The sequence below is a fragment of the Glycomyces sp. NRRL B-16210 genome, from assembly GCF_000719515.1.
GTDB lineage: Bacteria > Actinomycetota > Actinomycetes > Mycobacteriales > Micromonosporaceae > Glycomyces.
The window spans coordinates 546,283-562,724 of the sequence record NZ_JOGR01000001.1 but is presented as its reverse complement, the minus strand read 5'-3'; the positions used below and the strand labels follow the sequence as shown (position 1 = coordinate 562,724).

Annotated in this window: 16 protein-coding genes, 1 tRNA gene and 1 pseudogene; 7 read left to right on the top strand and 11 right to left on the bottom strand. The window is 70.5% G+C overall.

What is annotated here, in order from left to right:
- Window positions 1-140: 140 nt before the first annotated feature.
- The 7 genes and pseudogenes from IF12_RS24635 to IF12_RS0102580 all read left to right on the top strand — a co-directional run.
- Window positions 141-290 (top strand): annotated as a pseudogene (locus tag IF12_RS24635) (DUF255 domain-containing protein); the annotation flags it as partial.
- Between the two features lie 64 nt (window positions 291-354).
- Window positions 355-1,476 carry a hypothetical protein gene (locus IF12_RS0102605; protein WP_030144708.1) on the top strand — a complete coding sequence of 374 codons (1,122 nt, stop codon included), beginning with the start codon at window positions 355-357 and terminating at the stop codon, window positions 1,474-1,476.
- Entirely contained in the window at window positions 1,473-2,279 is an 807-nt protein-coding gene (locus IF12_RS0102600; RefSeq protein WP_051703869.1) for a hypothetical protein, read from the top strand. The genes IF12_RS0102605 and IF12_RS0102600 overlap by 4 nt, the downstream gene beginning before the upstream one ends.
- A gap of 77 nt (window positions 2,280-2,356) precedes the next feature.
- Window positions 2,357-4,162, top strand: a complete 1,806-nt coding sequence (locus IF12_RS0102595) for a thioredoxin domain-containing protein (RefSeq protein WP_231492293.1) — start codon at window positions 2,357-2,359, stop codon at window positions 4,160-4,162.
- Between the two features lie 5 nt (window positions 4,163-4,167).
- Window positions 4,168-5,868, top strand: a complete 1,701-nt coding sequence (locus IF12_RS0102590; RefSeq protein WP_051703868.1) for an ABC transporter ATP-binding protein — start codon at window positions 4,168-4,170, stop codon at window positions 5,866-5,868.
- The gene (locus tag IF12_RS0102585) at window positions 5,868-7,649 is read left to right on the top strand and encodes an ABC transporter ATP-binding protein (protein ID WP_030144704.1); all 1,782 of its coding nucleotides are present in this window, start codon (window positions 5,868-5,870) and stop codon (window positions 7,647-7,649) included. The genes IF12_RS0102590 and IF12_RS0102585 overlap by 1 nt, the downstream gene beginning before the upstream one ends.
- Before the next feature lie 187 nt (window positions 7,650-7,836).
- Window positions 7,837-8,748, top strand: a complete 912-nt coding sequence (locus IF12_RS0102580; protein ID WP_081912982.1) for an alpha/beta fold hydrolase — start codon at window positions 7,837-7,839, stop codon at window positions 8,746-8,748.
- A gap of 3 nt (window positions 8,749-8,751) precedes the next feature.
- On the opposite strand, the gene IF12_RS0102575 is transcribed toward IF12_RS0102580, so the two are convergent.
- The 11 genes from IF12_RS0102575 to IF12_RS0102530 all read right to left on the bottom strand — a co-directional run bounded on the left by IF12_RS0102575 (window position 8,752) and on the right by IF12_RS0102530 (window position 16,401).
- A complete protein-coding gene (locus IF12_RS0102575; protein ID WP_030144702.1) occupies window positions 8,752-9,159 on the bottom strand; it encodes a YbaB/EbfC family nucleoid-associated protein in 408 nt (135 codons plus the stop codon).
- On the bottom strand, window positions 9,156-9,479 hold the full coding sequence (locus IF12_RS0102570; protein WP_030144701.1) for a YbaB/EbfC family nucleoid-associated protein: 324 nt from the start codon (window positions 9,477-9,479) through the stop codon (window positions 9,156-9,158). Before IF12_RS0102570 ends, IF12_RS0102575 begins: the two co-directional genes overlap by 4 nt.
- Window positions 9,480-9,512: 33 nt before the next feature.
- Window positions 9,513-10,556 carry a hypothetical protein gene (locus tag IF12_RS0102565; RefSeq protein ID WP_030144700.1) on the bottom strand — a complete coding sequence of 348 codons (1,044 nt, stop codon included), beginning with the start codon at window positions 10,554-10,556 and terminating at the stop codon, window positions 9,513-9,515.
- Complete coding sequence (locus IF12_RS0102560; protein ID WP_030144699.1) at window positions 10,553-11,518, bottom strand: hypothetical protein; 966 nt, start codon at window positions 11,516-11,518, stop codon at window positions 10,553-10,555. Before IF12_RS0102560 ends, IF12_RS0102565 begins: the two co-directional genes overlap by 4 nt.
- 12 nt (window positions 11,519-11,530) lie before the next feature.
- Window positions 11,531-11,878, bottom strand: a complete 348-nt coding sequence (locus tag IF12_RS0102555) for a hypothetical protein (RefSeq protein ID WP_030144698.1) — start codon at window positions 11,876-11,878, stop codon at window positions 11,531-11,533.
- 89 nt (window positions 11,879-11,967) lie between these two features.
- The gene (locus IF12_RS0102550; RefSeq protein ID WP_030144697.1) at window positions 11,968-12,627 is read right to left on the bottom strand and encodes a response regulator transcription factor; all 660 of its coding nucleotides are present in this window, start codon (window positions 12,625-12,627) and stop codon (window positions 11,968-11,970) included.
- The gene (locus tag IF12_RS0102545; protein ID WP_030144696.1) at window positions 12,624-13,778 is read right to left on the bottom strand and encodes a histidine kinase; all 1,155 of its coding nucleotides are present in this window, start codon (window positions 13,776-13,778) and stop codon (window positions 12,624-12,626) included. Before IF12_RS0102545 ends, IF12_RS0102550 begins: the two co-directional genes overlap by 4 nt.
- Complete coding sequence (locus IF12_RS0102540) at window positions 13,775-14,608, bottom strand: CPBP family intramembrane glutamic endopeptidase (protein ID WP_030144695.1); 834 nt, start codon at window positions 14,606-14,608, stop codon at window positions 13,775-13,777. Before IF12_RS0102540 ends, IF12_RS0102545 begins: the two co-directional genes overlap by 4 nt.
- A 191-nt stretch (window positions 14,609-14,799) precedes the next feature.
- Window positions 14,800-15,090: a hypothetical protein gene (locus IF12_RS0102535; protein WP_133884156.1), complete on the bottom strand. Its 291-nt coding sequence runs from the start codon at window positions 15,088-15,090 to the stop codon at window positions 14,800-14,802.
- 574 nt (window positions 15,091-15,664) lie between these two features.
- On the bottom strand, window positions 15,665-16,048 hold the full coding sequence (locus tag IF12_RS25395; RefSeq protein WP_133884155.1) for a hypothetical protein: 384 nt from the start codon (window positions 16,046-16,048) through the stop codon (window positions 15,665-15,667).
- Window positions 16,049-16,325: 277 nt separating this feature from the next.
- A tRNA-Ala gene (locus IF12_RS0102530) sits at window positions 16,326-16,401 on the bottom strand.
- Window positions 16,402-16,442: the final 41 nt, after the last annotated feature.

The following is a 16,442-nucleotide window of genomic DNA, read 5'->3' as shown; positions in this document are numbered from 1 at the left end:
ACTCGCGATTTCAGGCCCCGAAATCAGTGACGCGCGCACCCGAATCCCCACCCCAGCCTGCACCCGGTCGGCGGTACGGCTGGCCCTACCTTCGCCTGCGCCGGAGGCCGCGGGCCGACGCGGTGTGCGAGGCTTGGGGGGTGAACGAGTTGGCCGGAGCCCTGTCCCCGTACCTGCGCCAGCACGCCGCCAATCCGGTGGCGTGGCGGCAGTGGAGTCCTGAGGCGCTGGCCGAGGCCGAGCGCCGGGACGTGCCGCTGCTCATCTCGATCGGCTACTCCACCTGCCACCGGTAGTCGAGACTGCCGTTCCGGCCCCACCATCTGAGCTGATCCGCAATATATACTGATCCGCATGACGCGGATCAGCCCTGAAAGCGAGACATCGCTGCTTGACGCCTTCGAGCAGGAGCTTCGAACGCTGCTCCCCGCGACCTGGACGCTGGAGGCGCACCGTGAAGCGAGACTGGAGCACCAGGAGTCTGCCAGACGTGCCGACCTGGTCCTCACCATCGCCACTCCCGCCGGAACACACGTGGCCCTCCTGGTCGAGGTGAAGCACCACGCCGATCCACGCACAGTCCTCGGCGCCGTAGCGCAGCTGGAATCGCTGGCGACGGCGCTTCAGGACCGATTTCCGAACGGACTCAACCGGGTCGTGGTGTCGAACTTCTTGTCGCCACGTGCTCGAGAGCTGCTCCTAGAGCACGGCGTCGGCTGGTACGACGCCAGTGGGAACATGCGTCTCGAACTTGATGAGCCGGCAGTGTTCATCAGCCGCAGCGGGGCGGAGCGAGACCCTTCTCCAAGAACCGACCACAGACGCCTCAAATCGCTCCGCGGGCCGAGCGCGGCCCGCGTCGTCCGGGCGTTGCTGGACGGGGCCCCCGACACGCGAGTGCGACCCCTGGCCGAACATGCCGGTGTGGGGACCGCGACCAGCGCCCGGGTGCTCGCATACCTCGCTGAGCAACATCTGGTCGACCGCGATGAGCAGGCTACGGTCCGCCGTGTCCACAAGCAGTCGCTCGCACAGGCGTGGGCCCGCGATTACGGCGTGACGACGACCAACCATTCGACGTCGGTTCTCGTCCCCCGCGGTCTCGACTGGTTGATTGAGCAACTCGCCGAGCGAAACCTGCCGCATGTTCTGGGTGGATCCGCGGCGCTCCGCCACTACCTGCCGGAACGCACGACGGCGGTGACACCGCTGTCGCTGCTCGCGGTGTATTCAAGCGAAGTGCCCCGCCTCAAGCGAGAGCTTCGCCTGCGTGATGCCGGACGAACCGCCAATGCCCTGCTCTTGGAACCGTTCGATCGTCTCGTCCTCCGAGGCGCCCGAAAGGACGGCGGGCATACCTACACCGCGCCGAGCCAGACCGTGGTCGACCTGCTCACCAGCCCCGGCCGCGGCCCCGAGGAAGCCGGCCAGCTCATCGAAGTCCTAGCGGAGCAGGACGAGGAGTGGACCCTGTGACGAGCAAGGAGTACACAGCGGCCCGACGCGCGCTCCTCAACGCGCTCGAAGCCCTCGAAGCGCAGCTCGACGCGCTCGTGCTCGTCGGCGCCCAAGCGGTCTACCTCCTTACCGGGAGCGCCGGCTCGGCAATCGCGCCGACGACCACCGATGCCGATCTGGCCATCGACGCGACGCTGTTGAGCGACGACCCGCGAATCGGCGAGGCACTCGTCGACGCCGGTTTCGAACTCCTCGTCATACCCGGCACCTGGAGCTGGACCGACGGCGTGCGCGTCGATCTGATGGTCGCCGCGGAGCAGATGTCGAACACCGGCGGCCGGAGAGGGGCGCGACTGGGTGTGCACGGCAACAAAGCGGCACGGAAGACCGCCGGTCTCGAACCCGCGCTGATCGACAACGATCCGGTCGAGATCCGCTCATTCGAACCCGAAGCCGACCCCCGGGTGTTCACCATCCGGGCGGCCGGGCCGACCGCTCTTCTCATTGCAAAGCTGACCAAGATTCGCGAGCGGGCAGCCACCGCTGACCGCCTGCAGCCGAAGGACGGGCTCGACGTGTTCCGTCTCCTCCAGACGTCAGAGCCGGAAATGCTCGCGGACATGCTCCGCAAGCTCGTCGATCATGTGCTGACAGCGGGTGTCACTCGAGCGGCGGTCGAATTCCTGCGGACCGACCCAGAGGAGGTCCTCATTCGCCTCGCAATCGCGGCCACAGCGGGAGTGGAGGACCCGGAAATTGTGGCCGAATCAATGCGCGCCCTGGTCGAGGACCTCTTGGAGAGCCTTGGGACGCTTGATTGAAGCTGTGGGAGGCTGGTGGGATGAACCACCTTGCCGGAGCCTTGTCGCCCTACCTCCGCCAGCACGCTGACAACCCAGTGGATTGGCGGCAGTGGAGTCCTGAGGCGCTGGCCGAGGCCGAGCGCCGGGACGTGCCGCTGCTCATCTCGATCGGCTACTCCACCTGCCACTGGTGCCATGTGATGGCGCACGAGTCGTTCGAGGACAAGGTGGTCGCCGCGGCGATCAACGACCGGTTCGTGGCGGTGAAGGTCGACCGCGAGGAGCGCCCGGACCTCGACGCGGTCTACATGCAGGCCACGATGGCGATCACGGGCCAGGGCGGGTGGCCGATGACGGTGTTCGCCTTCCCCGACGGGACGCCGTTCTTCGCCGGGACCTACTTCCCGAAGTCCCATTTCCTGCGGCTGCTCGACGCGGTGCACAGCGCGTGGACGGGCCAGCGCGAGGAGCTGCGCCATCAGGGTTCGGCGATCGTGGAGGCGAGCGCGCAGGGCGGTCCGGCGTTCGCCGACGTCACGGTGGCATGCCCGCTGGACGGGCCGTGCCCGCCGGCGCCGCCGATCCGCACCGGGATGCTCGACGCGGCGGCCGCGACGCTCCTGGCCTCGGCCGACACCGTCCACGGCGGGTTCGGCACGGCCCCGAAGTTCCCGAGCGTGCCGGCGCTGCGGTTCCTGCTGGACGCGTACGTGCGCTCCGGCGACGGCTCACTGCTCGACCATGTGCGGCTGACGGCCGAGCGGATGGCGCGCGGGGGGATCTACGACCAGCTCGAAGGCGGGTTCGCGCGCTACAGCACCGACGAGGCCTGGAGCGTGCCGCACTTCGAGAAGATGCTGTACGACAACGCCGAGCTGCTGTGGCTGTACTCGCGGCTGTACGGGGAGGGCGAGCTGTTCGCGCGGGTCGCCGATGAGACGGCGGCGTTCCTGCTGGAGCACTTCACGACCGCCGAGGGCGGTTTCGCGGCGGCGTTCGACGCCGACACCGACGGCGTGGAGGGCCTGACGTACGCGTGGACGTACGCCGAGCTCGAGGAGGTCCTCGGCGAGGACGCGGCCTGGGCGGCCGGGGTGTTCGGGGTGGAGGCGGCGAATCCGAACTTCGAGCACGGCGCGAACGTGCTGGAGCTGCCTGAGGATCCCGAGGACGGGGCGCGGTGGGCGGCGGTGCGCCACCGGCTCGCGGCGGTGCGGCGCGAGCGCCCGCAGCCGGGCCGCGACGACAAGGTCGTCGCGGCGTGGAACGGGCTCGCGATCGCGGCGCTGGCGGAGTACGGCTCGCGCACGGGCGCGCGGGACGCGCTGCTGGCGGCCGAGCGGGCCGCTGAGCTGCTGGTCCGCCTGCATCTGGGCGAGGACGGCCGGTTGGCGCGGGTCTCGCTCGACGGGGCGGTCTCGGAGGCGCCGGGGATTCTGGAGGACTACGCGGCGGTGGCGATCGGGTTCCTGCGCCTCGGCGGGGCGTGGATCGCTCCGGCGCGGGCGCTGCTGGAGCAGGTCCGGGAGCGTTTCGGCGACGGCCTCGGGGGGTTCCACGACACGGCTTCGGACGCGGAGTCGCTGGTGACGCGCCCGGCGGACGTGCACGACGGCCCGACGGCCTCGGGTTGGGCGCTGGCGGCGTCGGCGCTGCTGGAGGCCTGGCAGGTCACGGGCGAGGAGACGTACAAGGACGACGCGTGGCGGGCGATCGCGCGGGCCGAGCCGGTGATGACGGCGAATCCGCGTTTCACCGCGGGTCTGCACTCGGCGGCCGAGGCGCTGGTGCGCGCGCAGAGCGGCGAGTTACCCGCCGGGCACGGGAATCTGCGGGTCGAATCACACCGGCCCGGGTGGGAAATCGCCTTGCCGCTCGGCAAGCGCGCCGCTTACGTTTGAGAGTTGTGAACCCGAACCCGCTGCGCCCGCCCCGACCGTCCGTCCGGGACATGCCCGCCGATCCGTGGCGGTACCTCGTCTCGGTCGCGCGGGCCCACACCGGCCTGGTGATGCTCGGGTTCGGGCTGCTCAGCGTCTCGGGCACGGCCTGGGTGCTGCTGCCTTGGGCCATCGCGAAGGTCATCGACGAGGTGCTGCTGGCGGGCACGACCGAGCCGCTGCTGCCGTGGTCGATCGTGCTCGGCACGGTCGCGATCGCCTCCTCGTGGGTGTTCGTCGCCGGCTACCGGGCGCTGTTCATGGCCGAGTCGCACGCGCGGGTGCGCACGGTGCGGAACCTGACCGACCACCTCAACCGGGCCGGGACGGGCGTGCGGGGCGCGATCTCCCCCGGCGAGATGGTGAACCTCTCGACCGAGGACGCGCACAAGACCGGTTCGTTCATCTTCCAGCTCGGGTTCGGGTGGATGGGCCTGGTGATGACGGCGGTCGGCACGGTCCTGCTGTGGCGGGCCGACGCGGCGCTGGGGGTCACGGCGCTGGTCGGGGTGGTCCTCATCGGGTTCGTCGTCGGGCCCGTGCTCAGCCGGCTCCAGCACCACCAGATCGCCTACCGCTCCTCGGTCGCGACGCTCACGGGCCAGGCGAGCGACGTGGTCGGCGGGCTGCGGGTCCTGCGCGGCGTCGGCGGCGAGGCGCAGTTCTCGCGCCGGTACAAGGTCGCCTCGACGCATCTGCGCGACGCCGGCTACGGCGTGGCGCGGGCCGACTCGTGGGTGCAGGGCCTGCGTTCGAGCCTGCCGCTGGCGCTCATCGCCGCGGTCACCTGGGTCGGCGCGCGCCTGGCGCTGACGGGGTCGATCACCGTCGGGGAGCTCTCGGCGGCGTTCGGCATCACCGCGCTCGTGGCCCAGCACTCGGGGGCGATGATCGGCATGGCGCAGTCGGTGATCGCCGCGCAGGTCGCCTCCCGGCGGCTCACCGCGTTCTTCAAGACCCGCAGCGACGTCGCCGACGACGGGACCGGCGCGGGCGCGCGGGGACCGCTGGTCGATCCCGCCTCGGGCCTGTCGATCACGCCCGGGCTGCTGTCGGTGGTCGTCAGCGCCGAGGCCAAGCCCACCGAGGCCGCCATGGAGCGCCTGGCGCGCTACCGCGACTCCGAGGCCCGATGGGGCGACTCGCCGCTCGGTTCGCTCGCGCTGGCGGAGGTCCGCGAGCGGGTCCTGCTGCTGCGCGACGACTACCTGTTCGCCCAGAGCCTCGGCGAGACCCTCCGGGTCGGCTCGGCCGGCATCGACGAGGCGAAGGCGCTCGCCGCGATCGAGGACGCCTGCGCCGCCGACGTCTACTCCAGCCTCGGATCGACCCTCGACGGCGAGATCACCAACGGCGGCCGCAACCTCTCCGGCGGCCAGCGCCAACGGCTGCGCCTGGCGCGGGCGCTCGCGGCCGACGCCGAGATCCTCCTCGCCGTCGAGCCGACCTCGGCGGTGGACGCCCACACCGAGTCGCTCATCGCCGAGCGCGTCGCCGCGGCCCGCGCCGGGCGCACGACCGCGGTCGTGACCGCTTCGCCGCTGTGGCTGAGCCGGGCCGACCGGGTGGTGTGGATGGTCGACGGGAAGGTCCGCGCCTCCGGCACCCACGCCGAGCTCGCCGAGCACGGCGAGTACCGCAGCCTCACTTCGCGACAGGAGTCCTGATGAGCGCCAACGAGACCGCCGGTCGCCTGCCAGTGGCCGACCGGGCCGCCATCTTCGGGGCGGTCAAGCGCCTGATCGTGGAGGACCGGGCCGCGTTCGCCGGCGTGGTCGCCCTCTACGTGCTCGCGGCCGGGGCCGGAGCGGCCCTGCCGGTGATGCTGGGCGACGTCATCGACGGCATCGGCACGGGCTGGACCGCCTCCCGGGTGGACCTGGTGTGCGGGGCGATCGTCGGCTGCGTGATCGTGCAGCTCCTCCTGCTGCGCACCGGACGCAAACTCGGCTACCGGCTCGGCGAGCGCGCGGCCGCGAAGCTGCGCGAGTCGTTCATCGCCCGGGTGCTGCGGCTGCCGCTGGGCACCGTGGAGCGCGCCGGGACCGGCGACCTCGCCACCCGCACCTCCGGCGACGTGGGCGCGGTGGCCGAGCTGCTGCGCAAGACGGGCCCGGAGGTCGCCATCGGCGCGATCGAACTGGTGGTGCTCACCGTCGCGGCGTTCATCGTCAACCCGCTGCTGGGGTTGCTGTTCCTCACGGGCGCACCGGCGTTCATCATCGCCGCCAAGCGGTACCTGCGGCTGGCGAGCCCGGTGTTCCTCTCCGAGCGGGCCGCGATGAGCGAGATCGCCGAGACCCTGACCGCTTCGGCGGCCGGGTCGCAGACCGTCGCGGCGTACCGGATGCAGGCCGAACGCGGCGAGGCCGGCTACGCGCGGGCCGAGACCCACATGGGCCGGCTCAAGGGCATCATCCGGTTGCAGACCTGGTTCTTCCCGGCCACCGACCTCACGTTCCTGACCCCGGCGGTGGTCGTGACCGTCGTGGGCGGCGTGTGGTTCCTCAACGACTGGGTGACCGTCGGCGAGGTCGTGGCCGTGGCCATGCTGACGCTGCGCCTGGACGGGCCGGTGTTCCGGTCGATGATGTCGCTCAGCGAATTCCAGATGGGCGGGGCCGCGATGGCCCGCGTCGAAGGCGTGCACCTGATGCCCGACGAGGTCCGCGAGGCCGCGCCCGAGGGCGCCGAAGTGCGCCTCGACGACGTGACCTTCGGGTACGGCGACGGGCCCGACGTGCTGCACGGACTGAGCCTGCACCCGCGCCGCGGCGAGCGCCTGGTCGTCGTCGGCCCCTCCGGTGCGGGGAAGTCGACGATCGCGCGGCTCATCGCCGGGATCGACCGGCCCCGCCGCGGATCGGTGACCCTCGGCGGCGCGCCCGTGGCCGACATCCCGCTGGAAGTGCTGCGCCGCAAGGTCATCCTGGTGACCCAGGAGCACTACGTGTTCACCGCGACGCTGCGCGAGAACCTCAACCTCGCGCTCGACGTCACCGATCCGGACGCGCGCGACGAAGGCGAGGCGGGCGACGCGGCCCTGTACGCGGCGCTGGCGACCGTGGACGCCCGCTGGGTCGCCGACCTGCCCGAGGGCCTGGACACGATGCTCGGCGAGGAGCACCACGAATTGAACCTGGCCGAGGCGCAGCAGTTGGCGCTGGCGCGGGTGATCCTGGCCGACCCGGACGTGGTGATCCTGGACGAGGCGACGGCGGGGATCGACCCGGGCAGCGCCGGGAACGTGGAGGCCTCGCTCGCGGCCGCGTTGAACGGGCGCACGGTGATCGCGATCGCGCACCAGCTCCAGGCGGCCGAGTCGGCCGACCGGATCGCGGTGGTCCGCGAGGGCCGCATCGCCGAGGCCGGCAGCCACGCCGAGCTGCTGGCCGCCGAGGGCGCCTACGCGAGCCTGTGGTGGGCCTGGAAGGGCGTGGCCGCCTAGAGGACCAGCATCTACGGAGGGCCCGGGGCGTCGCCCCGGGCCCTCCGCCTTTCCGGCGTATCACTCGAACGGCCGACATACGCTCACTGGCGTACAAAATACCAGAAATTCGCATTTCAGACACTAGCGTGGAGTCCCGTATCTCCGGCGCCTCCTTCGGCGCCGCGAACCTCGAACGGGAGCCTCCATGCCGCGCACGACCTTCCCCCCTGCCGTCCACGAGCATCGGATGGCCGGCTACACGTTCTGGTCGCGCGCGACGCCTTCGGCGGCGCCGCGGCTCGAACCGGTCGTCCTCGTCGGCGGAGCCCTGCACCGCAAGGAGGACTGGGGCCGCGTCGAGCAGGGGATGCTCGCGGCCGCGGACGTGATCTGCCCGGACCTGCCCGGCTGGGGCGCGGCCGACCTGCTGCCGCCCTACCTCGGCCCGGAGGTCCCCGCGCGCGCCCTCGTGCGGATGCTCGACGACCTGGGCATCGAGCGGGTGAACCTGTTCGCCGGCTCCTACGGCACGTCGGTGGGCTACCGGCTGGCGCAGACGCACCCGGACCGGATCGCGCGGATGGTGCTGGCCGGGACGATGAGCGGCATCCCGCCGCGGGCGCGCCCGATGATGCGCCAGGCGGTAGACCTGGCGGTCTCGGGCCCGCGGGAGCGCTTCGGGCCCGCGGCGGTGGACGCCCTCATGAGCGACGGCGAAGGCGTCGACATCGCCTCGGCGGCGGTGGTCCGGCGCATCCTGTCGCTGCGCTTCGGCACCGCCGACGAGGGCGACATCGCCAAGTTCATCGCCAACACGAACCGGCTGCTGTCGCGCGAGCTCATCGACACCTCGATCCCGCCGATGGTCCCGACGCTCTTCACCACCGGCGAGCACGACACGCTCACGCCGCCCCGGCTGTGCCGCGAACTCGCGCTGACGTGCCCCGAGAGCTGGTTCGTGGAGATGAGCCGGGCCGACCACCTCATCCACCTGGAGCGCCCGGCCGAGCTGGTGGACCTCATGAGCCGCTTCTTCGCCGAGGAGCCCCTCGAAGGCCTCCCCTACGCGAACGCGGCCGAGGACCTCAGGGCCGCAAGGGTCCCCGTCGCGGCCTGAGCGTCAGTCGCGGCCGAGGGTCCGGTCGGCGCGGTCGCGCACGTGCTCGGGCATGTACCGGTCGAACATGCCCTTGACGTCGAACGCGCCGCCGTTGAGCGCCTGGGCCATCTCCGACATCTGCACCCCGTACGCGGCGTTCGCCTCGGCGACGACCGCGAGCACGGCGCGGCCGAGCGTCTGGCGGTGGCGCATGGCCCGCTCGTCGATGCCGATGTGGACGACCTGGCCGTCCGCGTCGAGCCGGACGCTGATGAGGCCGTCCTCGGACACGGCCTCGACCTCCTCCATGTCGGCGTGCAGCTCCTCGAACTTGGCGAGGGTCTGCTCGGCCTCGCGCTGCATCTGGTCGAGCCTGGCCATCATCTGGTCGAGGTTCGGCACCTCGGCGGGTCCGCGTCCGTCGCTCATGACCGCTCCTCGCCGGCCACGGGCGAGAGCCCGCCGCCGAAGGCCTGGGGTTTGACGTCGAAACCGGTCGCGCGGCTGACGGCCTCGGACAGGTCCCGCTGGAGGTTCGCGTGCGCCGCGCGCATGGTCGAGACGATGAGCTCGCCCAGTTCCACGCCGCTGATCTCGAACGCGTGGTTCCGCAGGTCGATCTCCTTGGTCTGGCCGCCGGGTCCGGCGACCACGCGCACCATGCCGTCCTCCGAGATCGCTTCCGCCTCTGCCTGTTCGACCAGGCTCCTCATGAATCCCAGGTCCGGGAAGCTCCGCTCTTGGTTCATGGAAGTACGGTATCCGACCGGCGCTCGCGGTCCTCACATGACGCTGTAGGGGCGGTGCTGGCGGTCCTCGCCGTCCATGCGGCGCAAGGGAGGCCGCTTCGCCGGGTACGGCGGGAGCCGCTTCGCCGGGCGGTGGCCCTCGCTCGTCAGCTCCATCACGTAGAGCCGGTACTTCTCGTCGTCGTGGAGCTGCACGACCTCGGCGGTGAAAGTGGACCGGCGGACCTCGCCCGCGGCGACCTCGACGGTCTCCTGGAGCGTGGCGAACCCGTGGTCCTCGGACGAACCGTCGGGGACGGCCAGGTCGAGGTGGTGCCGCCCGGGCCGCAGCGGCACGCACAGCCGCGCCCAGCGGGCCTCGACCTCGACGTCGTCGATCACCAGCGTCGGCCGGTCCAGCCACGGGCGCCGCTTCGAGGGCCGCGGCTCGCCGTAGTGCTTCATCTGCACCTGCCCGGTGCCTTGGGGGTGCGCCAGGCGCTGCCACACGAGCTCCCAGCGCAGGTCGAGCACGAGCAGACCGAATCCGGCCGGGACCTCGGGCCGGGACGCCCCCATCGGCGCGAGCGAGGCTGCCCGCTCCAGCGGCGGGTTCACACCGAGCGGCAGCCACGGCTGGTCGCGCCGGGCCGAACGCATCTTCCTGCGATTGTGACGCGACAGCGCCGGGCCGAAATACCAGTGCTTCCCCGAAGCGCGGTCATAGTACAAGTCGTTGACGAAGTCGAGTTCGGTCACCGAGTTCGGACCGGACTCGACGCGCCACCAACCGCGTGAACCGCCCCCCTGGACTTCGACATCGTGCGGGCCGGCCGGCAGTTCCACGTCGACGAGGCCGTAGCCCTGCACGCACGGCCTCCCGTCCACGAGCACCACGGGAGTGCCCGGGTAGACCCACGTGTCGGGCTTACTGTGGTTGCTTTTGACGGGACCGCCCTCGCCGATCTTCCCGAGCCGCAGGCGCAGCACGCCCCAGTCCGGACCGGGCCGGCCGGCGCCGCCGGCGACCACCCGGTGCTCGGCGAGCGGATGCGCCTGCGCCTCCCAGCCTTCGGCGCGAACCTTGAAACGCCTCACGAGTGGATCGCGCCGGAGATATCGCTGTAGCCCTGGCCGCCGTAGTCGGTGCCGTCGGGCTGGTTCCCGGCGTTCGAGTGGTTGTTCTCGGTGCGGGAGGCCTGGTTGTTGGCGGTGGCCGTCACGATCGGCACCACGGTCTTGATCTTCTCGAGGACCCCGCCGGCCTTGGCGAGGTCGGAGGTGACGCTGCTGATCGACTTCATGAGCATCTCCGAGATGTTCACGCCGGTCTTCATGGTCTTGGTGGCCTGCATGATGTTCTTGGCGGACATGATGGAGGTCCAGGACGCGGCCGCGGCGGTCGAGCCGCCGAAGGTCACCGCGGCGGCGGCCAGCGCGGCCAGCCAGGTCATGATGAGCTGCGACAGGAAGCTGGAGATGATCGACTTGATGACCTCCTGGAGCGTCTGCGCGAGCAGTTGGGCCACCGCGAGCCAGTGCTGGCAGGTGCCGGACTTGACGCCGATGCCGCCGATGGCGTCGGCCAGTTCGCTGATGCGCTGCTTGGCGATCACCGAGGCCTGGTCGTCCCATTCGCCGAGGCCGGCGTCGGAGACGTGCTGGACCTCCTGCGCGAGCGCGTAGCAGGCCTGCTCGATGTTGTTCCAGCGTTCGATCGCGTTCTGGAGGCGGTCGGGGTTGCCGGTGACGAAGCCGAGGATGTCCTCCAGCGGCTGGATGACGGCGATGAGGAAGTCGAGGCCGTTGCCGATGAGGGCCCCGATCGGGTCGGCGATCCAGCCGACCGCTTGAGCGCCGAGTTCCACGGTCGCTGCCGAGGCCTTAACGATGTCGACGTCCTCGCCCTGGAAGGAGTCGTAGAGGTTCTTGCCCGCGCCGTACGCGGTCATGCCCATGCCGTCTTCGACGGAGTTCAGGGACAGGAAGTCGGTGTCGGGCTGGTCGCCGACCATCCCGTCCATGCTGTAGTCCTCGTTGGCGTAGCCGAGGTCGCTCATGTCAGGTCCCCGCTAGCAGATCTGCGACTGGACCATGGCGGCGACGTCGTCCAGCGAGCTGGAGACGATGTCGAGTTGGGCGGCGATGTCGTCGTCGGTCTCCTGGTAGGCGCGGGCGCACGCGTCGAGCCGGATGCCGTGCGCGGCGACGGCCGCCGGGACGTCCTCCATGAGGGAGGAGACCTGCCAGCTGACGAAGCCGCTGTAGGCGATGCCGACCAGGGCGCCGAGGAAGGGTCCCCAGGTGCCGAACTCGGGGTCGGCGTCGGCGGCGGCCTCTTTGAGCGTGAGGGCGTCGTCGGCGAGCTGGTACATGCGGTCGCGGGACTGGTCCATCGCTTCGATGTCCTGGACTACCAAGGGGAGTCTCCAATCTTGACTGCGGTGCGATCGGCACCTGCGTTGCATCATAGGAACCTTCGGCCACGGACCGGTGCGCGCCCGGCGACTCAGGCGACCAGGCCGCGGCGGTAGGCGTAGACGACCGCTTGGACGCGGTCGCGCAAGCCGAGCTTGGTCAGGATGCGCGAGACGAAGGTCTTGACCGTCTCGGGGCTGATGACCAGTCGCGCGGCGATCTCGCCGTTGGAGAGGCCGTCGGCGATGAGCAGCAGGACCTCCAGTTCCCTCGGGGTCAGGGGCAGGTCGCCCGCGGCGGTGTCGGTGGGGCGGATGCGGGCGGCGTAGCGGCCGACGAGCTGGCGGGTGACCTCGGGGTCGAGCAGGGCCGCGCCGGTGGCCACGGTGCGGATGCCGTGCAGCAGTTGCGAAGGGGGCGCGTCCTTGAGCAGGAACCCGCTCGCTCCGGCGCGCAGCGCCTCGTAGACGTACTCGTCGAGGTTGAACGTGGTCACCACGAGCACCTTGACCGGGTCGCTCACGCCGGCGCCGGCGAGGATCCGGGTGGCCTCGATGCCGTCGAGGACCGGCATCCGCACGTCCATGACCACCACGTCGGGGCGCAGTCTCCCGGCGAGGTCGACCGCGGCCTGCCCGTCGCCGCATTCGCCGGCGACCTCGAGGTCGGGCTGGGCGTCGATGATGGTGACCAGGCCGGTGCGCACCAGCATCTGGTCGTCGCAGACGAGGACGCGGATCGGCGAGGTCACGACGCGCTCCCGGCGGGGATGCGGGCCCGCACGAGGAAGCCGCCGCCGGTGCGCGCTCCGGCGCTGAAGTCGCCGCCGAGGACATCGACCCTCTCGCGCAGGCCCGCGAGGCCCCGGCCGCCGCCGTCCTGGACCGGGCCGCGCGCGTGCGCCTCGTCGGTGCTGACCTCCACTGTGATCTCCTTCTCGCGGTGGCGCACCTGCACCGAGGTGCGGCTGCCGTGGGCGTATTTGAGGGCGTTCGTCAAGGCCTCCTGCACGACCCGGTAGGCCACGAGGTCGGCGCTTCCGGTGGTCTCGACCGGGCTGCCCTCCTCGGTGAACTCGACGGGCTGGCCGGCGCGCCGCGTCTGCTCCACGAGCGTGAGCAGCCTGCCGACCGGCGGGGTCCTCGGCTCGGTGCCGTGGTCGGGGTTGAGGAGGCCGAGCAGGTGGCGCAGGTCGGCGGTGGCCCTGCGGCCGGTGTCGCTGACGGCGGACAGGGCCTGGTCGAGCCGGTCGGGCGAGGCGGTGAGGTACCGGGCGGCCTCGGCTTGGACGACCATCGCCGTCACGTGGTGGGTGACCACGTCGTGGAGTTCGCGGGCGATGCGGGTGCGTTCGGCGGTGCGGGTGGCCTCGGCGACGTGGCGGCGGCGCTCGGCCTCGACGGCCCGCGTCGAGCGCAGCCAGGCGCCGATGCCCCAGGAGAGGGCCAGCAGGAGGTAGAACGTGGCGAACCCCTCGGGGCCCTCCGTCGATCCGAGCCGCACCAGGGCGAACGACAGGGCGACGTAGGCGGCGGAGAGGACGGCGATGGCGGTCCGCCGGTGGCGTTCCATGTGGGCGGCGGCGCTCAGCAGGGCGATCGGGACCGCGGTGGCGGCGGCCGTGTGGTGGCTGCCGAGGGAGGCGATGACGAAGCCGAGCGACACGAGGCCGAGGCATACGGCGGGTGCGCGCCGGCGCAGCGCGAGCGGGAGGCATTGGAGGGCGAGCACCACGATCGTCATGGGGCCGAAGGGACTCGCGGGCAGGTCGCCGACCTGCGTCTCGTGGCCGCGGAGCATCGGCAGGAACGAGGCGGCGCCGAATGCGAGCCCGAGGGGGAGGTCCCGGAGGGTGACGTCGAGTCGGCGCCACCGCTCCGGGATCCGCCGGAGATCCATCACCGGGGCAGTGTAGCGAGGAGTTCGGCGCGGGCGGCGCGTCGGAGGGGCACGATGCGGCCGCGACGCTTTGCGAGCCAGAGGAAGCCGAGCATGAGGAGGATGCCGAAGCCGATCGCGTAGAGGCTCCCTTCGGGACCGAAGTCGCCGCCGCTGACCAGCGGATTCCCGGAGGTGGCGGCGTCGAGGAGGCCCTTGGGGGTGCCGTTGCCGGAGACCTCGGTGCTGAAGATCGCGGAGGCGGCGAAGTTCCATCCGAAGTGGACGCCGATGGGGACCCAGAGGTTGCGGGTGGCGATGTAGGCGGCGCCGAGCATCCCGCCGGCCTCGATGGCGATGGCGATGGCGCCCCACAGGGTGGCGTTCTCGTTGCCCAGGTGGACGAGTCCGAAGACGACGCTGGTGAGCGTCAGGGCGATCCAGGTGCCGGCCCACTGCTCGACGACGCGGAAGAGGACGCCGCGGAACATGAGCTCTTCGGTGACGGCGGCGGCGGCCATGAAGCCGAGGAGGCCGATCATGCCGATGGGGGCGCCGAGGCCGTCGACCTGATAGGAGCCGAGGAAGGCGATGTTGAGGATGACGAGCGCGAACATGATGGCGCCGATGAGGGCGCCGAAGCCGGTCTTGGCGACCGCGCCTTCGCGGGCGAGTTCGACCACGGGGCGACGTTCGGTGAGGCGCACGATCCACCGGTAGACGACGACGGCGAGCACGGCGGTGGCGGTGCCGATGGCGAATGCGATCCACGGGTCGTCGCCGAAGGCCATCATGGGCCACCCGCCGGCGAGGCTGATCGCCGCGACCGCCAGAAGCTGCCAAACCAGTCTCATGGAGACTCCTTACATCAGGTCCGCGGCCGGGGTGCCGCGGCTGAAAGGAACGCTACGGATCCCAGGGCCCGGCGTCGTCACCGTGAAGTGCTCACCAGCACGTAGCTCGCACGGGGGACAACCCGGAAACCCGGCCGAGTCTCATCGAACGCCTTCTCCGTACAGCTCGCTGATCGCGATCACGGCTCTGTTCAAACGGAAACGGAGAACATCATCACCACCACCATGGCCGCGATGAGAACCGAAACGGTCGTCCAAACTTGGGCGTACACCCGGTGGCCTCGGCTAGCGGTGATGAACGCCAGTCCCGCCGGAGCGGCGATTGCGGCGACGGCCCCGACAGCGAGTTTCACTTCGATGGCGAGTTGCCCGGCACCCGTGGGCGTGCCGGCATGGTCGACCGCAGCGAATCCCGAGGATGCAGCGTCCACAAGCAGGCCCGGCGCTGCGCAGAACAGGATGATCGCCAGCAGGTACCACAAGGGCTGGTACCTCTGTCCAGGAGCACAGAGCCACGCCCACACCGCCAGCATCGTGACCGGTCCAACGAGCAGCACTGGTCCGAACCAGCGATCGAAGCGAAGGCGAGCACGAACTTCGTCATCGGGACAACCACCGGGGTGCGGGTCGGGATACGCGCAGGCCATACCGGCCTCGCCCCAAAGCCACATCAAAGTCACGAGCCAGGCGAGTATCAGACAGGTCGTGACCGCGAAGCGAAGCCGTCGCCGCCGAGCTTCTTGAGGGGGATTCAGCACTCGGTCAAACTAGCCGTTCCGCTTCACCTGCTCGAGGTGCCGGCTCCCCAGAAGCCTAATGAGCGATCATGCGCCAGAGGTTGACGCAGCCCCTGACGGAACTCTGGATACCGCAGGTCGGCTGCCGCTCGAGCGAGGCGAGGGCTTCGGCGAATTCTGGACGCGCTCGACGCACCGAGCCCCTGCCACCCGGACGCGACTCGCCGGGCATGTCACCTGCGGGGCCGTCGTCGTTGACCAGGGCCGTTCGAAGAGATCACCGACCGCCTGCTCAGAGATCGGGCCACACATTCGAGCATCAAGTAGGGCGGCGAGTGTCTGGTTCGAGAATCGCGGGGGCCGGCCATGTCGTCGGCACGTCGTCGGAGACGGAGTTCAGTTCCAGACTCGAAAGATAGCCGTCCTCGGTGAACAGCACTACATCGTGTGTTTGATCGCCATACCAGCCGGATGCGATCGGACTCGATCTCGATGGTGCCGGTCCGATCGCGAGTCGATCGACCTCTATGCCGACGGAAGGACAGCCGCAGGGACAGCCGCCGACGACCCTGGCGAACGGGATTTGGGCACGCAGCGCGGTGAAGCTGGGGTCCGCTCCCGCGAGAAGCACCTGAAGGGTCGCGATGACCTCCGTCGGCAGTGGGTGACCACTTTCGAACGCAGATCGGTCTTGTCCGGTCATCGTGAAGCTCTGCCCCTTCGTAGTGCAGTTCGAGGTTCGAACCAGCCAACCATGGCGGTGGTGCCGAGCAGCAGTCAGGTTGTGAGGGTCAACCCCCTCACAACCCCGCACAAGCACTCGATTCGTTTGAGAACCAGATCATCGAACGCCTCGGCCACGCCGGCTGGCCCGCCGAAAAGCTCACCGCGATCGGGCACGCGAAAGCGGCACCAGCCCGAAGGCTGGTGCCGCTTACGACAACGATGTTCATTTGGTCTGGGTTCAAAGCCAGACCTTATGGTGGAGCTTAGGGGATTCGAACCCCTGACCTTCTCATTGCGAACGAGACGCGCTACCAACTGCGCCAAAGCCCCTAGCGGCGACAAGGTTAGCACAGCGGCGCCGCGGGCCCGCG